Origin of the sequence: Thermaerobacter sp. FW80 (assembly GCF_004634385.1) — a bacterium.
GTDB classification, from domain to species: Bacteria; Bacillota; Sulfobacillia; order Thermaerobacterales; family Thermaerobacteraceae; genus Thermaerobacter; species Thermaerobacter composti.
This window is the reverse complement of sequence record NZ_CP037895.1, coordinates 653,015-672,610: the sequence shown is the minus strand read 5'-3', so window position 1 is coordinate 672,610 and position 19,596 is coordinate 653,015. Positions and strand designations below refer to the sequence as shown.

The 19,596-nt window shown below is 76.0% G+C and carries 15 protein-coding genes and 1 tRNA gene; all 16 read left to right on the top strand.

The features are described from left to right. Nucleotides 1-32 precede the first annotated feature (32 nt). The 16 genes from E1B22_RS02745 to E1B22_RS02670 all read left to right on the top strand — a co-directional run bounded on the left by E1B22_RS02745 (nt 33) and on the right by E1B22_RS02670 (nt 19,554). Nucleotides 33-1,352, top strand: coding sequence for a murein hydrolase activator EnvC (locus tag E1B22_RS02745; RefSeq protein WP_135224466.1), 1,320 nt, complete (start codon nt 33-35; stop codon nt 1,350-1,352). 627 nt (nt 1,353-1,979) lie between these two features. After that, nucleotides 1,980-2,837: a site-2 protease family protein gene (locus E1B22_RS02740; RefSeq protein WP_135224465.1), complete on the top strand. Its 858-nt coding sequence runs from the start codon at nt 1,980-1,982 to the stop codon at nt 2,835-2,837. A gap of 280 nt (nt 2,838-3,117) precedes the next feature. Then, nucleotides 3,118-4,815: an Rne/Rng family ribonuclease gene (locus E1B22_RS02735; protein ID WP_135224464.1), complete on the top strand. Its 1,698-nt coding sequence runs from the start codon at nt 3,118-3,120 to the stop codon at nt 4,813-4,815. A gap of 259 nt (nt 4,816-5,074) precedes the next feature. Continuing rightward, nucleotides 5,075-5,386: a 50S ribosomal protein L21 gene (rplU, locus tag E1B22_RS02730; protein WP_135225915.1), complete on the top strand. Its 312-nt coding sequence runs from the start codon at nt 5,075-5,077 to the stop codon at nt 5,384-5,386. 3 nt (nt 5,387-5,389) lie between these two features. Next, a complete protein-coding gene (locus E1B22_RS02725) occupies nt 5,390-5,734 on the top strand; it encodes a ribosomal-processing cysteine protease Prp (protein ID WP_135224463.1) in 345 nt (114 codons plus the stop codon). Nucleotides 5,735-5,739: 5 nt separating this feature from the next. After that, nucleotides 5,740-6,048, top strand: coding sequence for a 50S ribosomal protein L27 (gene rpmA, locus E1B22_RS02720; protein ID WP_135224462.1), 309 nt, complete (start codon nt 5,740-5,742; stop codon nt 6,046-6,048). Between the two features lie 259 nt (nt 6,049-6,307). Next, nucleotides 6,308-7,039: a Spo0B domain-containing protein gene (locus E1B22_RS02715; RefSeq protein WP_243123659.1), complete on the top strand. Its 732-nt coding sequence runs from the start codon at nt 6,308-6,310 to the stop codon at nt 7,037-7,039. Beyond that, nucleotides 7,036-8,418 (top strand): GTPase ObgE, encoded by a 1,383-nt coding sequence (gene obgE, locus E1B22_RS02710; RefSeq protein WP_135224461.1) that lies wholly within the window; start codon nt 7,036-7,038, stop codon nt 8,416-8,418. The genes E1B22_RS02715 and obgE overlap by 4 nt, the downstream gene beginning before the upstream one ends. A 103-nt stretch (nt 8,419-8,521) precedes the next feature. Continuing rightward, nucleotides 8,522-9,367, top strand: a complete 846-nt coding sequence (gene nadD / locus E1B22_RS02705; protein ID WP_135224460.1) for a nicotinate-nucleotide adenylyltransferase — start codon at nt 8,522-8,524, stop codon at nt 9,365-9,367. Further along, nucleotides 9,364-10,035: a bis(5'-nucleosyl)-tetraphosphatase (symmetrical) YqeK gene (gene yqeK / locus E1B22_RS02700; RefSeq protein ID WP_135224459.1), complete on the top strand. Its 672-nt coding sequence runs from the start codon at nt 9,364-9,366 to the stop codon at nt 10,033-10,035. Before nadD ends, yqeK begins: the two co-directional genes overlap by 4 nt. Nucleotides 10,036-10,211: 176 nt before the next feature. Beyond that, entirely contained in the window at nt 10,212-11,519 is a 1,308-nt protein-coding gene (locus E1B22_RS02695) for an LCP family protein (RefSeq protein WP_243123815.1), read from the top strand. A 57-nt stretch (nt 11,520-11,576) separates the two neighbouring features. Then, nucleotides 11,577-11,933: a ribosome silencing factor gene (gene rsfS, locus E1B22_RS02690; RefSeq protein WP_135224457.1), complete on the top strand. Its 357-nt coding sequence runs from the start codon at nt 11,577-11,579 to the stop codon at nt 11,931-11,933. Nucleotides 11,934-12,211: 278 nt separating this feature from the next. Next, a tRNA-Ala gene (locus E1B22_RS02685) sits at nt 12,212-12,284 on the top strand. Nucleotides 12,285-12,460: 176 nt separating this feature from the next. After that, a complete protein-coding gene (leuS, locus tag E1B22_RS02680; RefSeq protein WP_135224456.1) occupies nt 12,461-15,097 on the top strand; it encodes a leucine--tRNA ligase in 2,637 nt (878 codons plus the stop codon). A 269-nt stretch (nt 15,098-15,366) separates the two neighbouring features. Then, entirely contained in the window at nt 15,367-16,572 is a 1,206-nt protein-coding gene (locus E1B22_RS02675) for a helix-hairpin-helix domain-containing protein (RefSeq protein WP_135224455.1), read from the top strand. Between the two features lie 129 nt (nt 16,573-16,701). Then, nucleotides 16,702-19,554 carry a ComEC/Rec2 family competence protein gene (locus tag E1B22_RS02670; protein ID WP_135224454.1) on the top strand — a complete coding sequence of 951 codons (2,853 nt, stop codon included), beginning with the start codon at nt 16,702-16,704 and terminating at the stop codon, nt 19,552-19,554. Nucleotides 19,555-19,596: the final 42 nt, after the last annotated feature.

The following is a 19,596-nucleotide window of genomic DNA, read 5'->3' as shown; positions in this document are numbered from 1 at the left end:
CCATCCATATACTGCGGCGGGAGGGACGGCGCATGGCGCGCCCGGACGCAGGCCGGCCGGCAGACGGGCGGGGCGGTGACGCCGCCCGGGCCCCAGGAGCCGCCGACCCCCGCCCCGGTGGTGGAACCGGCAGGGCGGACGACGCCGCGGCCCGCCGGTGGACCGGCCCCGCCGGCTCGGGACCGGCGCCCGCAGGGGAGGGGACCGTCGTCCTGGGCGCCGCGCCGGGCGGCGGCCCCGCGGAGGGCGGCGCGACGGTGGCGCCCCCACCGCCCGGTGGCTGGATGCCCGGCGCCCGCGGGACGGCGGGCTTCCTGGTCCCCGTCTTGCTGGCAGCGGCGCTGCTGGCCGGGCGGTGGCTCCCCGGCAGCGCGGGCGACGGCTGGGAGCGGGCGACCCAGGGCCTGGTGTCGGCGAACTGGCTGGACCGGCCCGCGGTGGCGCGGTGGCTGCAACGGGTGCCCGGCGGCCCGTGGCTGCGCACGGCCTTGCTCGGCCCGGCGGCCGGCGGCACGCCCACCGGCGCGGGGGGTGAGGCGGGCAGCCTGCCGGCGCTGGCCCCGTTGGCGCCGGCCCCGCCGGGGGCCGGCGCCAACGGGGCCAGCGGTGCCGAGGCGGGCGCCCCGCCCGGGGGTTCCGGCGCCGGCGGCGCCGGAACCCCCGGGCGGGGCGGGGCGGCGTCGCCGGGAGCCGGTGGCCAGGGTCCCGCGGTCCCAGGGGGTACGCCGACCCCAGGCGGTGGAGGTGCGGACGACGACGGCGCGGCGACCCTGGACGGGGCCGCCGGCGATGCGGGGGTCGACGCTGCGGGCGACGGGCGCGCCGGCGACGGCGGCCTGGCGCCTGCCGCCGGCCCGGTGCCCGGCGGCGGGCGCGCCCCGGATGCCGGCGGGGACGGCACGTCGGGCAGCGAGGGGGATGCGGCCCGTTCGTCCGCGAGGATGGCCGACGAGCCGCGATGGCGTTGGCCCGTGGAGGGCCGGGTCGCCGAGCCCTTCGGCTGGCGCCTGGACGAGGGGGATGCGCCGCGCTTCCACGAGGGGATCGACATCGCCGCCCGGGCCGGCACGGCGGTCCGGGCGGCGGCCGACGGCGTCGTGGTGCGGGTGTGGTACGACCGGGCGGGACTGGGCTGGCTGGTGGAGGTCGATCACGGCGGGGGGTGGGTGACGCGGTACGCCGTGGTCGACCACGTGGTGGTGCGCGACCGGGACCAGGTGGCCGCGGGCCAGGTCTTGGCGGCGGTGGCGGCCGAGGGGGAGGGCAGCGGCGCCCACCTTCACTTCGAGATGCGCCACCGCGGCCAGGCGGTGGATCCCGAGCTGCACCTCCCGCCGCGCGGCGGGCCGTGAGCCCTGCCAGGCGCCGCGGCGCGGAGCTCGCCGGCACCGCCGGCCACGGGTCGCGGGGCGGGCCGTGACGGCCCCGGAGTCGACGGCTGCCACGCCACCGCTCCGCCCGCCGGCGGCACCTCGCCGCAGCGGCTGCGGTCCGTCGCGCCGTCCGGGTGCCCTGGCCGCCAGCGCCTCGTCCGCCGCCGCGGCCCCTCCCCCTGCCCCGGCCTAGCCGGGCCGGCGCGGCCCGGCTAGGCCGGCAGGCCGCACCGGCGTGGAATCACCGCGGTGCGGGTCCCCTCGACCGCGCTACGCTCCCCAGTCCCCAGCGCGATGCCGGACCGCTCCCGGGCAGCCGGTGAGTGCCGGCCCCGCGCCGGGCTGCGCTCGCCGGCTCCCGGTCGGGGCCTTCGGCGCCGAGCCGCGCGCCGGTCGCCGGCCCCCAGGCGGCCCAAGCGGCTCCGGTCCCGACGCGGCCGCCGGGCCGTCGTCCCCGCGGTATGGCGGCCCCCGTGGTTCGCCGAGTCCGCGCCGCCGGCAACGGCCCACGGGTCGCGGTTGGCCGCCGGCGCCCGCCGCCGCGCGCACCCACCGAGGACGGCCGCAAGGAGGCGAGGGGCCCTGCACCTCGGCAGCATCCTGGGCGTGGCCGTGTTCGTCCATCCCCTGCTGCTGCTCCTGGTGGCCCTGGCGACGGTCCTCGGGCTGTCAGGGCAACTGCTCCTCCTGCTGGCCGTCCTGGCCACCCACGAGCTGGCCCACCTGGTGGCGGCGCGGCTCTGCGGCCTGGAGATCGCGCGCCTCGAGCTGCTCCCCTACGGCGCCGTGGCGGACATCCGCGGACCGGGCCGGCGCGAGCCGCTGGTGGAGGCCGTGGTGGCGCTGGCCGGACCGCTCAACAACCTCCTGCTGCTGGCCCTCAGCATCGCCCTGCAACAGGCGGGCTGGCTCGCCGGCCCGTGGGTCGCTCCCTTCCAGGCGGCGAACCTGGCCATGGCCCTGTTCAACCTGCTGCCCGCCCTGCCCCTGGACGGCGGCCGGATCCTGCTGGCCTTCCTCAGGCGCACTCGCGGCCCGCGTCCCGCCGTGGCGATCCTGGGACGGGTCGGCCGCGCCGTGGCCCTGGTCCTGGCTGGGGCCACCGGCGCGGCGCTCTACTGGCAGGTGCTGGCGCCGCACCTGCTGGCGGCGGCCGCCACCATCTGGGTCGGGACGGCGCGGGAGGAGCAGTGGGTCGGGGTCACCGCCCTGCGGGCCCTGTGGACCAAGCGGGGCCGCCTGCGGCGGGCCGGCCTGTTGCCGGTGCACCGCATGGTCGCCCTGGAGCACACCAGCCTGCAACAGGTGGCGGAGGCCCTGCGCCCGGGCGGCTACCACGAGATCGTCGTCCTGGACGATCGGGAGCGCCCCCTGGGCCAGCTGGACGAGGTGCACCTGCTCCATGGCATCCTGCGGCTCGGGCTCGACGCGCCGCTGCGGGAGCTGTTGGAACGCCGTCGGTGACCCGGGCGGCTGCACCCGGTACCGCCGGCCCGGCGGCGCCGCCTGGGCCGGTGCGCCGGCCGTCGGGCCGGCTCCCGCGGACGACGGGGAGGGATCGTCGCAGGGCGCCCCAGGAAGGCTTGTCCCCAGACAAGTCAGGGGGATCGTGCACCCCGCGCGCGCCGCTGGGGCCGTCCAGCTGGCGGCGACGTGCGCTCGTCGGCTGCTGGGCCGCGGCCATGCATGGGGCTCGACCGATGGATTACACTGAGTTTGTCGCCAGGTTTGGAGTGACTTTTGCATGCGCAAATCCATCCTGATCACGGTGGAGCCCGACGAGACGCGGGTCGCCGTGCTCGAAGACGACCGCCTGGTGGAGGTGTACCACGAGCGTCCCTCCACCCAGCGCGTGGCGGGCAACATCTACAAGGGCCGCGTGGAGAACGTGCTCCCCGGCATGCAGGCCGCGTTCGTCAACATCGGTCTCGAGCGCAACGCCTTCCTCTACGTCGCCGATGCCGTGCCCCGCGGCGAGGAGGCCGAGGACGACGACCTGCCCGACGACCTCCGCCACGCCTCCATCGCCGACGTCCTCCACCCCGGCCAGGAGATCATCGTCCAGGTCGCCAAGGAGCCGACGGGGACCAAGGGGGCGCGGGTGACGCGGCGCATCACCCTGCCGGGTCGGTTGCTGGTCCTGATGCCCGGGGTCCAGTACGTCGGCGTCTCCCGCCGCATCCACGACGAGCGCGAGCGCCAGCGCCTCAAGCAACTGGCCCAGCGCCTGCAGCCGCCGGGCGCCGGCCTGATCGTCCGCACGGCGGCCGAAGGGCGCAGCGAGGCGGAGCTGCGCAGCGACGTGGAGTACCTGACCCGGCTCTGGGCGGACATCCAGCGACGGGCGCGGCGGGAGCGCGCGCCGGTGCTGCTCTACCGCGACCTGGGTCTGGTCTTCCGCGTGGTCCGGGACATGCTGACGCCCGAGGTCGAGCGGGTGCTGATCGACGATCCCGACGAGTACCACCGGGTGCTGGAACTGGTCGGCGCCCTGGCCGCGCCGCTGCGCGACCGGATCCAGCTCTACCGGGACCGGGAGGTCGGCCTGTTCGAGCAGTTCGGCGTCAACGAGGAGATCGAGCGGGCCCTCAAGCGGCGGGTGTGGCTCAAGAGCGGCGGCTACCTGGTGATCGACCAGACCGAGGCGCTGACGGCCATCGACGTCAACACCGGCAAGTTCGTCGGGTCCAAGGATCTGGCGGACACCGTGTTCCGGACGAACATGGAGGCGGCGGCGGAGATCGCGCGCCAGCTGCGCCTGCGGGACATCGGCGGGATCATCGTCATCGACTTCATCGACATGGACGACCCGGCCCACCGCCGGCGGGTGGTGGAGGAGCTGGAGCGGCACCTGGCGCGGGACCCCACCAAGGCGACGGTGCTGGGCATCACCGGCCTCGGCTTGGTGGAGATGACCCGCAAGAAGGGGCGGCGCAGCCTGCTGGAACAGCTCACCCGCGAATGCCCCTATTGCGACGGGCGCGGGCGGGTCCTCAGCGAGGAGAGCGCGGCCCGCCGCATCCGGCGGGAGATCCAGCGGATCCTGCGCCACGCGGCCAGCGAGGCGATCCTGGTCGAGGTGCACCCCTCGGTGGCGTCGCTGCTGATTGGCGCCGGCGGGGCGAACCTGCGCGAGCTGGAGCGGCAGACGGGGCGCAGCGTGTTCATCCGCGGGCGGGAGGACGTCCACCTGGAGGGGATGAACCTGGTGGCCCTGGGCAGCCGCGCGGAGGTGGAGCGGCAGGCCCTGCCCGTCCACGCCGGCCAGCGCCTGGAGCTCGAGGTGGAGGAGCGCCACGCCCACAATCAGCAGGACGGCATCGCGCGGATCGAGGGCTACGTGATCGACATCCAGGGGGCGGGCGACCGGGTGGGCCAGCGGGTGCTGGTGGAGATCACCCGCGCCCACCGCACCTATGCCCGGGCCCGGGTGGTGTCGTGACCGTCGCGGGGCGCGGGCGGCCCGGTCCGCGGCCGCCGCGCCGTGCCGCGGCGCCGGCCCGGTCCCGGGGCCGCAGCGCCGGGCTCCGTCGCCTTGACACCCCCGGGCGGCGGCGACTAGAATACAACCGCCGTGGAGGCCCCGGCAGCGCGGGGTCCCTTTTTCTGCCTTCCTCCTGCCCGCCAGCTGCACGCACGACGCACCGACGCGACGAGGGTGGGCGATGGCGGACGGAGTCCGGTGGAGGCGGGGTGACGCGATGTACGCCATCATCGAGACGGGCGGCAAGCAATACCGGGTGCAGGAGGGCGACGTGCTGCTGATCGAGAAGCTGCCCGCCGCGGAGAACGAGACGGTGGTCTTCGACCGGGTGCTGGCGGTCAAGCAGGGCGACGAGTTCCGCGTCGGGACGCCGGTGGTGGAGGGCGCGCGGGTCACCGGCCACGTGCTGGGTCACGGCCGCAGCCGCAAGATCATCGTCTTCAAGTATCGCGCCAAGGTGAACTACCGGCGCAAGCGGGGGCACCGCCAGCCCTTCACCCGGGTGAAGATCGACCGCATCGAGGCGTGAACCGTGATCCGGGCCGTGTTCTACCGCGACGGCCAGGGCGCCATCACCCGGTTCGAGATCAGCGGGCATGCGGGCTTCGCCGAGCGGGGCGAGGACATCGTCTGTGCCGCCGTGTCCGCCCTGAGCCAGGCGGCGATCCTGGGGCTGGAAGAGGTGCTCGATCTGGTGCCCGAGGTAGAGCTGGACGAGGAGGGCCGCCTCGTCTGCCAGCTGCCGGCGGAGGTGCCGGCCGACGTGGCCCGGGCGGCCCAAGCCATCCTGGAGACGGCACGGGTGGGCATCCAGGCCATCGCCGGCGAGTACGACGACTACGTGCGCGTGGAGGAACGCCGCAGCGGAGGGAGGTGAGGGCCATGCGCCGGATCGACCTGCAGCTCTTCGCCCACAAGAAGGCGGGCGGAAGCAGCCGCAACGGCCGCGACAGCAACCCCAAGTACCTGGGCATCAAGCGGTACGGGGGCCAGGTGGTGCGCGCCGGAACCATCCTGGTGCGGCAGCGCGGGACGCGGTTCCACCCCGGCAAGAACGTGGGCCGGGGCGGTGACGACACGCTCTTCGCCCTGGTCGATGGGGTGGTGGAGTTCGGCACCCGCGGCGGCCGCCGGGTGGTTCACGTCAAGCCCCTGCCCGAGGACGCGACCGCACCCGTCGCCGCCGACTGACCGCCCCCCGCCCGAGGCGCCTCCGCTGCGGCCGGCACCGGTTCAGCGGGGGCCTTTTGCTATCTGGGGGCCGGGAGCGACGCCGGGCTTGGGCGAAGCCGCGAGCAGAGCCGGGGCCGGGTGCGGCGCGCGGGACGGACGCGGCGTCCGGGCGGGCGGCGGACGGCGCGCCGGGGACGGGAGCCAGGTGCCGATGCACCCCCGGGGTGCGACCCGTCGGCGACATCCGATGCCTGCCGCCGGCTGGGAGCCCGGCGCGGTGGCCGACGCGGGGTGCTGCGATCCGACGTGGGGGATCGCCATGACGGAGCGGGACGTGCCGCAGGCGGCTCCAGGGGGGCCGGGGGAGCCGGGGGAGGGGGCCGCCGAGGGGCTCGTGCGCGTGGTGCGGGCTTGGCGCCATGGCGCCGTCAACCGGCTGCAGGTCGCCCTGGGCTGGCTCCAGATGGGCCGCCCCGAGCGGGCGGCCGAGGCGCTGGACCGATGGTGCCGGCAGCTCCAGTGGGAGGGGGCCGCCCTGCGGCAGTGGCCGCCGGAGGTGGCGGCCCTGTATCTGATCTGGCGCGCCCGCTGCGAGGAGGCCGGCATCGAGGTGATGTGGCAGCCGCCCCTTCGCCAGGCGACCGGCTGCCGCCACCCGACCGGCCGCGGCGCGGGTCACGGCCGGTCGGGTGCGATCGCTGAGCCGGCAGGTGGCCGCGGCCGGGGTGAGGGCGCCCCCGCGGAGGCGGACCGTGGTGGAGGGGCACAGGCCGCAGCCCCGCCGTCCGTTGCCGGCGCCATCGACCGGGCCCCGGTCGCTCCGGCGGCGCGCGACGACCGCGCCGAGACGGAGGCCGGGATCGTCGCTCAGGTGGCCGCCGCCCTGGAGGCGGCCTGGGCGGCGGGGCGGACCGCCCCCGGCTCCCGCATCTGGCTTCGCTGGGACGGCTCCGCAGGGGTGTTGCGCTGGGGACTGGAAGCGGTGTCCGGCGCCGCCGGGCCGAGGTGAGACCGTTGCCCGAGTTCGTCGACGAGGCCGAGATCTACGTCGAGGGAGGAACCGGCGGCAACGGGGCCGTCAGCTTCCGCCGCGAGAAGTACGTGCCCCGCGGGGGGCCCGACGGCGGCGACGGCGGCCGCGGCGGCGACGTGGTGCTGGTGGTCGACCCGTCCCTGACCACCCTGGCCGATCTGCGCTACCGGCGGCACTACCGGGCCGGGCGCGGGGGCCACGGGGAGGGGGGCAACCGCCAGGGCCGACGCGGAGACGACTGCTACGTGCGGGTCCCTCCGGGCACGGTGGTGCGGGACCGCGACACCGGGGCCGTCCTGGCGGATCTGGCCGATCCGGGCCAGCGCGTGGTGGTGGCCCGCGGCGGGCGGGGCGGCCGGGGCAACGCCCGGTTCGCCACCCCGCAGCGGCAGGCGCCGCGGTTCGCCGAGCGGGGCGAGCCGGGCGAGCGGCGATGGCTGAAGCTGGAACTGCGGCTGCTGGCCGACGTGGGCCTCGTCGGCTGGCCCAACGCGGGCAAGTCGAGCCTCCTGGCTCGGATCTCCGCCGCGCGGCCGAAGGTGGCGGCGTATCCGTTCACCACCCTGGCGCCGAACCTGGGCGTGGTCCACCGCGGTCCGGGCCGCAGCTTCGTCGTGGCGGACATCCCGGGCCTGATCGAGGGCGCCCACCAGGGCGTGGGGCTCGGGCACGAGTTCCTGCGCCACATCCAGCGGACCCGGGTCCTGATCTACGTGGTCGACGCCGCCGCCACGGAGGGGCGCGACCCACGGCAGGACCTGGCCACCCTGCGGGACGAACTGCACGCCTATGAGCCTGCCCTGCTGGAGCGGCCGGGCGTGGTGGCGGCGAACAAGGTCGACCTGCCGACGGCGGCGGAGCACCTGTCCCGGCTGGAGGAGGCGGCGCGCCGCTGGGGACTCGAGATGCTGCCCGTCTCCGCCGCCACGGGCGAGGGCATCGATCGCCTGCTCGATCGGGTGGAGGCGCTCCTGGCGCGGGCGCCCGCCCCGCAGCCGCTGCCCGCCGAGGCACGCAAGGTCTACCGCGCCGGTCCCGATCCCCGGCGCATCGAGGTCCGCCGGGAGCCGGACGGTGCGTGGACGCTCCACGGGCCGTTGCTGGACCGCTGGGTGGCGATGACGGACTTCGCCAACGAGGAGGCCGTGCGCTGGCTCCTGCGGCGGATGGAGCGCCTTGGCGCCGAGGAGGCGCTGCGCGCAGCGGGGGCGCGCAACGGCGACACCGTGCGGCTGGGACCGATGGAGCTGCTCCTGGGCGACGAGCGCGGGGCCACGGAACCGGACGATGCCGACGGTGGGGACGCCCCGGCGGGCGCCCGGGGCGGGCCGGAGGCGCCCCGGCACGGCCGCTGACCGGTGCGCACGGGGGGGACGAACCGGCGCCGTCCGGTCCTGCGCGGCCCGAACCGGGACCGTCGGCGGCGGACCACCGGAGGCAGGCACGAGGAGGATGGCGGTGGCCAGAGGGCTCGAGGAGTGGCTGGCGCCCCGCCGGGACGGCCGGCCGCTGCAACTGGGCGTGCTGGGGGGGACCTTCGACCCCATCCACATCGGTCACCTCGTGGCGGCGGAGGCGGCCCGCACCCACTTCGGCCTGGATCGGGTCCTCTTCGTCCCCGCCGGCCGCCCACCCCACAAGGACCCGGCGGCGGTCACCGAGGCGGAGCACCGGTACCGCATGACGGTGCTGGCTACCGCCGGGAACCCTCACTTCTACACGACCCGCCTCGAGCTGGACCGCGAAGGGCCCTCGTACACCATCGACACGTTGCGGCAGCTCTCCGCCATGGCCGGCCCGCGTGCCACCGTCTACTTCATCGCCGGGGCCGACTCCGTGATCACCTTGCCCTCCTGGCGCGGCGGGCTCAGCCTGCTGGACGTCTGTCGGCTGATCGTGGTGACCCGGCCGGGTCTTCCCGGGGCGGCCCTGCAGCGGTTCCTCGATGCCCTGCCGGCGGCGCGGCGTTCGCGCGTCCACGTGCTGCCCATCCCCGAGATCGGCATCTCGTCCACGGAGCTGCGCGAGCGGGTGGCGGCGGGCCGTTCCATCCGGTACCTGGTGCCGGCGGCCGTCGAGGACTACGTCTACAAATATGGGCTCTACCGGGCCTCCGCACCGGGCGCGGCGGAGGGGCGCGCCCCCGGGCCGGGGGGACCCGACGACGCACCGGCGGGCGGCTCACCCCCGCCCGGTCCCGGCGGCGCGGCGGACGGGAACGGTGCGGCGCCGGCCGCGGGGTGGGCCGCGGGCGGTGACGACCCCGGTGCGGCGCAGGCCGGAGGGGGCGCGGTCCGGACATGACCGAGAGGGACCGGGGCGCCGCGGAGACCTTCGGGGGCGGGATCGCGCCGGCGGACCTGGAGCGGGCCCGCCGCGCCGCCGCGGCCGCCCTCAGTCCGCGGCGCTTCGAGCACGTCGTCCGCGTCGTGGAGACGGCGCGAGGGCTGGCCCTGCGGCACGGCGTCGATCCGCTGCGGGTCGAGCTGGCGGCCTGGTTGCACGACCTGGCGCGGGAGCGGCCCGCCGAGGAGCTCGTGGCCGCGGCCCGCCGGGGGGGCTGGGTCCTGGACGCGGCGGAACGCGCCGACCCGCTGCTGCTGCACGGTCCCGTGGCGGCCTGGGAGGCCGCCCGCAAGGGCCTGGCCCGGGATCCCGACGTGCTGGAGGCCGTGCGCTGGCACACCACGGCGCGTCCGGGCCTCGGTCCGGTGGGCTGCATCGTCTTCCTGGCGGACAAGCTGGAGCCGGCGCGCGACTACCCGGGCGTCGACGCGCTGCGCCGCCTGGCGGCCCAGGACGTGGACGGCGCCATGGCCGCCGTGCTGGACGACCTGATCCGCCATTGCCTGGATCGCGGGTACTGGCTGCCTGCGGTCACGGTGGCGGCGCGCAACCACTGGCGGCAGCGGCGACCGCTGTCCGGGACGTCGGCAGGGGCGGGAACCGGTCCCCCGATGCCGAAGTCCTAGACGGGAGGAGTCCGGCCGCCGGCAGCGCGGTGCCGCGCAGAGCGCGTCCGCCGACGGCGGACGCCCGCGGCCATCCCGCCGGGAGCCTGGTATCTTTCGCCTCGCACGGCGAGGGCGCGGCCGGTACCATGGCAGCGCGTGGACGAGGAAGGGAAGAGGGGCATCGGATCGTGAGCATGCCGCTGATCGATCCCCTGGCGGGGGAGCCGAAGCGTCGGCGCCGCAAGGCCGGCCGCGTCTTGCTGGTGCTGGTGGCGCTCCTGGCCGCGGGCGGGGTGGCGGCCGCCGGTTGGCTGGGTTCGACCCTCTACACGTTCTTTCACAGCGTGCAACAGGTACCCACCGAGTCGGCGTCCCAGCAGCCGCCCGGGTTGATCGTGGATCGACCGCTGAACATCCTGATCCTGGGTGTCGACGCGGGCGCCGGCGCGGGCGAGCCGGCGGCACCGCAGCGGTCCGACACGATCATGTTGGCCCGGGTCGATCCCCACACCGGCCGGGTGGGGCTGCTGTCCATCCCCCGCGACACCCGGGTCCCGATCCCCGGCCGACCCCATCCCGAGAAGATCGCCCACGCCCACGCCTACGGCCAGGCGGAGGGGGGCCCGGGGGCAGGGGCGCGCAGGGTCGCCGAGACCCTGGAGGACTTCCTCGGCATCCCGATCGACCACTTCGTCGAGGTGGACTTCGACGCCTTCCGCGCGGTGGTCGACGCGGTGGGCGGCGTCGAGGTGTGCATCGACAAGCCGATGCGCTACACGGCACGAAGCCAGAACCTGCGCATCGACCTCGAGCCCGGCTGCCAGGTGCTCGACGGCGAGAAGGCGCTGCAGTACGTCCGGTATCGACAGGACGGGGACATCTTCCGGATCCAACGGCAGCAGCGCTTCCTGCGGGCGCTGGCGGAGAAGGTGCTCAGCATGCGCGGGGTGCTGAAGCTGCCCCAGCTGGCCAGCACCCTCGGGCGCCAGGTCACCACGGACATGCCGACCAGCCGGATGCTGGGGCTCGCCGCCCTGCTGCCCAAGTTCGACACGGCCAAGCTGGAGATGGGGATCCTGCCGGGAGAGCCGGGATACGTGGATGGGATCAGCTACTGGCTGGTGGACGCGGAGGATGCCCGCCGCGAGGCGTTGAAGATCCTGGCAGGGGTCGACGTGGAGGGGAACGAGGCGGTCCGCGTCGAGGTCCTCAACGGCAACGGGCGCCGGGGGGCGGCGGGCAGCATGGCCGAGGTGCTGCGCCAGCTGGGCTTCCGGGTGGTGACGGTGGGCAACGCCGACCGGTTCGACGTGGCGGCCACCACCGTCCTGGTGCGGCCGGGGGATGAGGACGTCGGCCGGCGTTTGCGGGATGCCCTGGCGGGCGCGGGCGCGCCGGTACGCCTGGAGACGGTGGACGACCTCCCGGAGGACGTGGACGCGCGGGTCCTGGTGGGGCGAGACTTCACCGACAGCCTCGCCGCCCGCGGGGCCGGCGGCTGACGGCGCATTCCCGCGCAACCCGAAGAGACCAGGGCGCGGCGGGGAGGGATGGGACGGTTGACCAGCCGGGAGAAGGCGGTGGCCATCGCGCGCGCGGCCGAGGCCAAGAAGGCGGCGGACGTGGTCATCCTCGACATGCAGGGCCTGACCCTGATCGCCGACTACTTCGTCATCTGCCATGGCCAGAACCCGATCCACGTGCGCGCCATCGCCGACGGCGTGGAGGAGGAGGTCGGGGAGCAAGGATGGGCGCCCTCCCACCGGGAGGGCTACGATTCGGCGCGCTGGGTGTTGCTGGACTTCGACGACGTGGTGCTGCACATCTTCCTGGCGGCGGAGCGCGAGTACTACGGCCTCGAGCGGCTCTGGGCCGACGCGCGCCGGCTGGAGCTGGAGTCGCTGCCGGAGAGCTGAGGGCAGGGGTGGCCGTGCGGCGGCGGGGGTGGTCGCCTTGACACCCCCGGCGGGCCCTCCCTATAATGGGCTACGCGGTTCGACAAGTCGATCCGGCAAAGGCGTGGAACGGGAGCAGTACCCTGCCGGCGGCCCGCAGAGAGCCGGTGGTGGTGCGAACCGGCGGTGCGCAGCAGGGGAACTCGCCCGGGAGCCGCGCCGGCGAAGGCGGAGGCCCACGGGCCGACGCCGGAGCCGGCGACGTGACCCGCGTTAAGGGTTCGAGGGGATCGGTACGTGGGGCGGTAGCTCAGTTGGGAGAGCGCGTCAATGGCATTGACGAGGTCGTGGGTTCGAGTCCCATCCGCTCCACACTGATCAAGAAGGGTGGTACCGCGGGAGCCTCCCGTCCCTTGGGACGGGAGGCTCCCGGCGTTATGGCGCCGAGGCGGTCGCCATCGGACCGCGCCCCGGCGCCGGGGCGGGGCGCCGTGCCGGACCCACGGCCCCGGGGACGCGGGACCCCGTCGGCAGAGGAGGCAGCGGCCATGGCCGTCGACGACCGGTACAACTTCCATGCCGTGGAGAAGAAGTGGCGGCGACGCTGGGCGGAGGAGGGCCTCTACCACGCGGAGGTCGATCCGTCCCGGCCGAAGTTCTACTGCCTCGAGATGTACCCGTACCCGTCGGGCAGGCTCCACATGGGCCACGTGCGCAACTACTCCATCGGCGACGCCACGGCCCGGTTCCACCGCATGCGCGGCTACAACGTCCTCTACCCGATGGGTTGGGACTCCTTCGGGTTGCCCGCGGAGAACGCCGCCATCGCCAACAAGACCCACCCGGCCGAGTGGACCAACGCCAACATCGCCGCCATGCGCGAGCAGATGCAGCGGCTCGGGCTGAGCTACGACTGGCGGCGGGAGATCGCCTGCTCCCACCCGGGCTACTACAAGTGGACCCAGTGGCTGTTCCTGCTGCTCTACCGCCGCGGCTTGGCGGAGCGCAAGAAGGCGCCGGTCAACTGGTGTCCGCGCTGCGCCACGGTGCTGGCCAACGAGCAGGTGGAGGACGGTTCCTGCTGGCGCTGCGGCACGCCCGTGGAGAAGCGGGAGCTGGAGCAGTGGTTCTTCAAGATCACCGCCTACGCCGACCGCCTGCTCCGCGACCTGGATCTCTTGGAGGGCTGGCCGGAGCGGGTCAAGCTCATGCAGCGCAACTGGATCGGCCGGAGCGAGGGCATGGAGCTGGACTTCCCCATCGTGGGCCGGGACCAGAAGCTGACGGTCTTCACCACGCGCCACGACACGATCTACGGCGCGACCTTCATGGTGCTGGCGCCGGACCACCCGCTGACGCTGGAGCTGGCCCGGGGGACGGAGCAGGAGGAGGCGGTGCGCGCCTTCGTCCAGCGGGTCACGCGCCTGACGGTCCGCGATCGCGCCGAGGCGGTGGACGCCAAGGAGGGCGTCTTCACCGGCGCGTACGCCAAGAACCCGGTCACCGGCGAGACGATCCCCATCTGGACGGCGAACTACGTGTTGATGGACTACGGCACCGGGGCGATCCAGGCCGTGCCCGCCCACGACGAGCGCGACTTCGCCTTCGCCCGTCAATACGGGCTGCCCGTCCGGGTGGTGATCCAGGGCGAGGGGGTGCCGGCCGACGGCGACCGACTGTCCCAGGCGTACACGGGCCCCGGCCGCATGATCCACTCCGGACCCTACGACGGCATGGACAGCCGCGAGGCGTACCGTCGGATGGCCGAGGACTTCGAGCGCCAGGGCATCGGTCGCCGCACCGTCAACTACCGGCTGCGGGACTGGCTGATCTCCCGCCAGCGGTACTGGGGCGCGCCGATCCCCATCGTCTACTGCGATCGCTGCGGCACCGTGCCGGTGCCCGAGGATCAGCTCCCGGTCCTGTTGCCGGACGACGTGCGCTTCGAGGTGGGGGCGTCGCCGCTGGCGACCTCCGAGTCCTTCGTCCGCACCCGCTGCCCCTCCTGCGGGGGGCCGGCGCGGCGGGAGACGGACACCATGGACACCTTCGTGGATTCGTCGTGGTACTACTACCGCTACACGTCGCCTCGGGACGAACACCAGCCCTTCGACCGGGAGAAGGTGTTCTACTGGCTGCCGGTCGACCAGTACATCGGCGGCATCGAGCACGCCGTGCTGCACCTGCTCTACTCCCGGTTCATCACCAAGGTGCTCTACGACGAGGGGTTGGTGCCGAGCCCCGAGCCCTTCAAGCGCCTCCTGACCCAGGGCATGGTGATCAAGGACGGCGCCAAGATGTCGAAGTCCAAGGGGAACGTGGTCAGCCCCGAGGACATCCTCGAGGAGTACGGCGCCGACGCCACGCGCCTCTTCATCCTGTTCGCGGCGCCGCCCGAGCGCGACCTGGAGTGGTCGGAGCACGGCATCGAGGGCGCGGCCCGGTTCGTCCAGCGCGTCTGGCGTCTGGTGGCGGGCTGCGCGGATGCGATCCGGAGCGCGGCCGGCCAGGTGGCCGCGGCCCGCGAGGGGGCGGTGGCGACGACCGGACCGGCGCCCGGGGACGGCGGGGCGGCCGCCGGCGCCGGGGGCGATCGGCCGGCGCAGCAGGGGCCGTCCGCCCCCGGGGCGCCCGCGGGCGAGATCCAGCCGACCATGGACGGCTGGGGCGAGGCCGAGCGGAGCCTGTGGCGGGAGGTGCACCGGGCCGTCGCCCGCGTGACCACGGACATCGCCGAGCGGATGCAGTACAACACGGCGGTGGCGGCCTTGATGGAGCTGGTCAACGCCATCTACGGCTACCGGGACCGGGTCGAACCGGCCGCGCAGCGGCCCGATCTGCTGGCGGCGGCCCTGGACCGACTGCTGCGCATGCTGGCGCCCTTCGCCCCCTTCCTGGCCGAGGAGGCGTGGGAGGTGCTGGGCTGGCGCGCCGCGCGGGGCAGCGTGCACCGGCAGCCCTGGCCGACCTGGGATCCTGCGGTGCTACAAGCGGGGACGGTGGAGATCGTCGTCCAGGTCAACGGCAAGGTGCGCGATCGGCTGCGCGTGCCCGCCGATCTGGACGAGGAGGCCCTTCGCCAGCGGGCGCTGGCGAGCCCGCGCGTCAAGGAGTGGATCGACGGCAAGGTCGTCGCTCGGGTGATCACGGTGCCCGGACGCCTGGTCAACGTGGTGGTGCGCTGAGGGGTGGACGGACGAACGAGCCCATGACGGCTGGGCGGCGGCGAAGGAAGGGGAGGCGATCCCGAGCGAGGGCGCGGGGCGCCGGCTGCAGGCCGGCGCCCCGCGGCGTCAGGGGTCCGCACGGATTCGCCCGGATTGACAACATTTGGTTGTTCATGTAAGATCATTCCAGGACGGCGGGTCCCGCCTTCCGACTCCGTCGCTCGGACCACCAGCGGGGGCGAGGGCGGGGCTGCGGTCCGGCCGGACGGTGCGAGGTGGCGAGGTCGATGGGAACCGGCCAGGATTGGCCCCCGGCCGCGGTCCGCCGGCGCGACGGGGCGGGGTACCGCCTTGGCGGGGGCCGCCGGGAGGAGACCTGGGTCGCGGGTGCGGACGGGTGGGCCCCGGCGGCCGTGGGGGGTGGCGGGGGAGGCGCCTCCCAGGTCGCGGGGACGGCCGGGACCGCCCGGCGGGCGGTCGCGACGCAGCCTCGCGACGGGCCGGCCCTCGACCTCCCACCGGCACCGCCCCTGCCCGCCGTCGCCCCGGCCCGCGGCCGCGCCGCCGGCTGGCTCGCCCCCTTGGTGGGCCTCGGCCTTCTAGCCGGCATCTGGTCGTGGCGCGCCATCGCCGGGGGAGGTAGCCCCCCGCTGGTCCTCGAGGCCAGCGGGCCCGCCGGGGCGCCGATGGCCGCGGCACCGGGGGCCGACGGGGATGGGGGGAGCGGGGAGGACGCCCGCGCCCTCGATCCCGACGTCGCCCGGGCGCCGTCCAACGGCGGCGGAGGGTCGCAGGTCGACGCGCCCGAAGGGGGCGGGGCCGCCGCCGTCCAGGCGTCCGCGCAGCCGGCGTCCGAGGCCGCGGTGGCGTGGGCGGTGCCGTATGGCGGTGTGGCCAAGGGCGGTGCCCCGCTGGACGCGGGACCGGGGGCCGGCGGGTCGGCGGCGAGCCCGGGGGCGGCGGCCGACGGGGCGGGGACAGGGAGCGGCGCCCCGCCGTTGGTCGTCCACGTGACCGGGGCCGTGGCCCACCCCGGTGTCTACGTGTTGTCTCCCGGGGCCCGGGTCGCGGACGCGGTCACGGCGGCGGGGGGACCGGCGGCGGGCGCGGCGCTGCACGCCCTGAATCTGGCCGCACCCCTGGCGGACGGCATGCGCATCCAGGTGCCGACCCAGAAGGAGGTGGAAGCCGGCCGCTTCGTCCCCGGGCAGGACGGCGCCAGCGCGCCGGCTGGGACGGATGGGACCGGCGGCGCGGGCCCGGCGACGGGAAGCGCCAGGGCCGGCACGCCGACCCGCCGGGTCGACGTCAATCGCGCCAGCGCGGCGGAGCTGGAGGCGCTGCCCGGCATCGGCCCGGCGCTGGCCCAGCGCATCGTGGCGGACCGCGAGGTCAACGGCCCCTTTCGTCGCCCCCAGGACCTCCGTCGCGTCGCGGGCATCGGCGAGAAGACCGTGGCGAAGCTCCTCCCGTACATCACCACGGGGCCGTGAGGTTGGACGCGGTCCCGGCCGACCCGTGGGCGCGGGGCGAAGGCATCCGGGGCGGATCGGGCGGCGGTGCGGACCGCCGCCCCGCCCGGGCCCGCAGCCGGGCGTCCCGGGCCGCGGGGGGTGAGCGGCATGGCGGTCGGGCCCGCGTGGGCCATGGCCTACGGGGCGGCGATCGGCCTCTGGGCGTTGCTGCGCTGGCCCCTCTATCACGCCGGGCCGCCCCCCGGGAGCCCATCGCCGCTGCGGACGGTGGCGGAGGCGCTCGGCGTGGGTCTGGCCCTGGTGGCGGCGCGAGCGGCGTGGGGGGTGGCGACGGGTCGCGCGGCGGCACCGCGGGTGGCGACGGGTCGCGCGGGCGACGATCGCCCGCGGCGGCGTGCCCCCTGGACTCGGGTGCCACCGGTGCCCCGGGCGGTGGCCGGGTTCGGTCGCCTTCTCGGGATGGCCGGGTCCGGTGCGGGCTTGGTCGGCCTGGCCGCGGCGTGCGGGTGGCTGGCGGCCGAGACGTGGGCCCTCGCCGCATGGCGGCCCGTTCCCTGGGAGGGCCGTGCGATCCGGGTGACCGGCCGCCTCGGACACCCCGAGGTGCTGACCGTCACCGCCATCGAGGGGGTGTCCGTGAGCACGCGGCTGCGGGTCGATTGGGCCGCCGGGCGGCGGGCCGGTGCCGGCCCCGCGGCTCACGCCGCGGACGGCCGATCCCAGCCAGGCTCGCGGGCCGGCCCCCCGTCGCCGGGGGCCGGTCAGGTCGTCGAGGTCTGGGGACAGCTGCGCCGCCTGCGTCCGGCCACGAACCCGGGGGGCTACGACGAGCGGGCCGCCGGCCTGCGCAGCGGGTTCGCCTACGAGCTGGACGTGACCCGGTGGCGGCCGCTGACCCCCGAGGGCGCGGCCGGGCTGGCGGGCGCACCGGACGGCGTCGGCAGGTGGGTGCGGCTCGGCACGGTGGTCGACGCAGCCCTCGCCAGGTTGCGCGGCTTCCTGCTCGACGGCCTGGCGGTGACCCTGCCCCCCGGTCCCCGGGGCGTCGCCGCCGCCCTGCTCCTGGACGAGCGCCAGGGCCTGTCGGCCACGGCGCGGGAGGCCCTGGCCTCGACGGGGCTGATCCATGCGCTGGCGGTATCCGGCCAGCACGTGGCCATGGCCGCTGCGCTGGCCACGTGGCTGACCACGAGGGCCCGGTGGCTGCCCGGCCGGCGCCGTCTCGCGGCCGCCCTCCTCGTCGTCCTCTACGCCGGCCTGACCGGGGGGCCGCCCTCGGTGTTGCGCGCCACGGCGACCTATCTGCTGGCGGAGGCGGCTCGCGGTGCCGGCCGCGCCGTGGCCCCGGTGGAGATGCTGGTCTGGGCCGGCTTCCTCCAGGCGGCGTGGCGGCCCCTGGTGCTGCTCGACCCCGGCTTCCAGCTGTCCTTCGCCGCGACGGCCGGCCTGCTGGTGCTGGGAGGCCCCCTGCAGCGGGCATGGCGCGGGCGGTGGCATCGATGGCTGGGCCGGCGGGGAGGGGAGCGGCAGCCCCTGCGCCTCGTCGGCTGGGCCGGCGACGCGCTGGCCGTCACCCTGGCCGCCCAGGTGGCGGTCCTGCCCGTCCAGGTGGCGCTGTTCGGCCGCCTGCCCCTTTCGGCCCTCGTTGCCAACCTACTGGTGATCCCGCTTTCTGCCCTGGGATTGGGGGCGGCGGCGGTCGCCGCAACGGCCGGGGCGGTCCTCGCCGCCTTGCCCGTGTCCCCCGGGTGGGAGGGCCGCGTGGCCACCCTGGCCGGCCTCCTCGGGTGGCCGGCGACGGCCAGCTTGACGGCGATGGTGCGGGTGGCCATGGCCGCGGGGGCGCTGCCCGCCGCCTCGGCCCAGCTGGCGCCTGCCGCGGCGGGATGGTTGGCCGTCGGCGCCCTGTGGGTGTTGGTCCAGGTGGGGGACGCGCGTCCCCGCTATGCCCGGCGTCTGCGCCCGCGCCGCCTGCCCCGGGCTCGGGGGCTGGCGCCGGCCGGGGTGGCCGTCGTCGCCGCCCTGGCGTGCTCGGCGCTCTCCTTGCGACCGCCGGCGCCGGGGACGTGGGTGGCATGGTTCCTTGACGTCGGTCAGGGCGATGCCATCCTCCTGCGGTTTCCCACGGGGCGCAGCGCCCTGGTGGACGCCGGCGGGCGGGCCCTCGTCGCCGGGGCCACGCGATACTGGCCCGGGTCACCGCCGTCGATCCCCGACGCCGTCGGCGAGGGGACCACCGTCCCGGTGGTGCGGCGGCTGTTGGGGCGGGGGCCGGATCTCCTGGTGGTCACCCATGCCGATCGCGACCACGCCGGCGGTGCGGGCGCCGTGATGGAGCGGCTCGGCACCGGCGCGATGTGGCTGGGCGGCCTGCCCGGTGTCCCCTTGGATCGAGCCCTGGTCGACCTGGCGCGGCAGCGGGGCGTCCCGATCCAGCGGCCGGAGGCGGGTTGGGCGTGGCATCCGGCCCCGGGTTGCCGGGTGGACGTGCTCCATCCCGACCCGGCCGCAGGGGAGCCGCGCGGCGCGGCGCCCGACGCCGGGGCGGGGGCGCGGCCCCCGGGTCCGACCACGGCCGATGCCACCGGTTGGGGGAAGGAGAACGACTGGTCCCTGGTCCTGCGGGTGGGGTGCGGCGGCCCCCGGCTGCTGCTCATGGGCGACCTCGAGCAGGCCGGTGAGGAGGCGCTGCTGGCGCGGGGAACCGACCTGGCTGCCGAGGTGCTCAAGGTGTCCCACCACGGGTCCCGGGGCGCCACCACCGCGGCCTTCCTGGCGGCCGTGCGGCCGCGCATCGCCGTGGTGTCGGTGGGACCGAATCCGTACGGGCTGCCGCACGTGGAGACGCTGGCCCGCCTGCGACGCGCGGGCATCCCCGTGGTGCGCACGGACCGCGCCGGGGCGGTGGCGATCCGGGCGGGCCCGGGGCCGCAGCTGGTGGTGCGGGCGATGGTCCCCGGCTCCCTCGCAGGACTGGATGGGGCCGCCCGGCCCCGGTAGCGGACCCGCCAGGCCGAGGTCCGGGAAGCCCGGGGGGAGCGG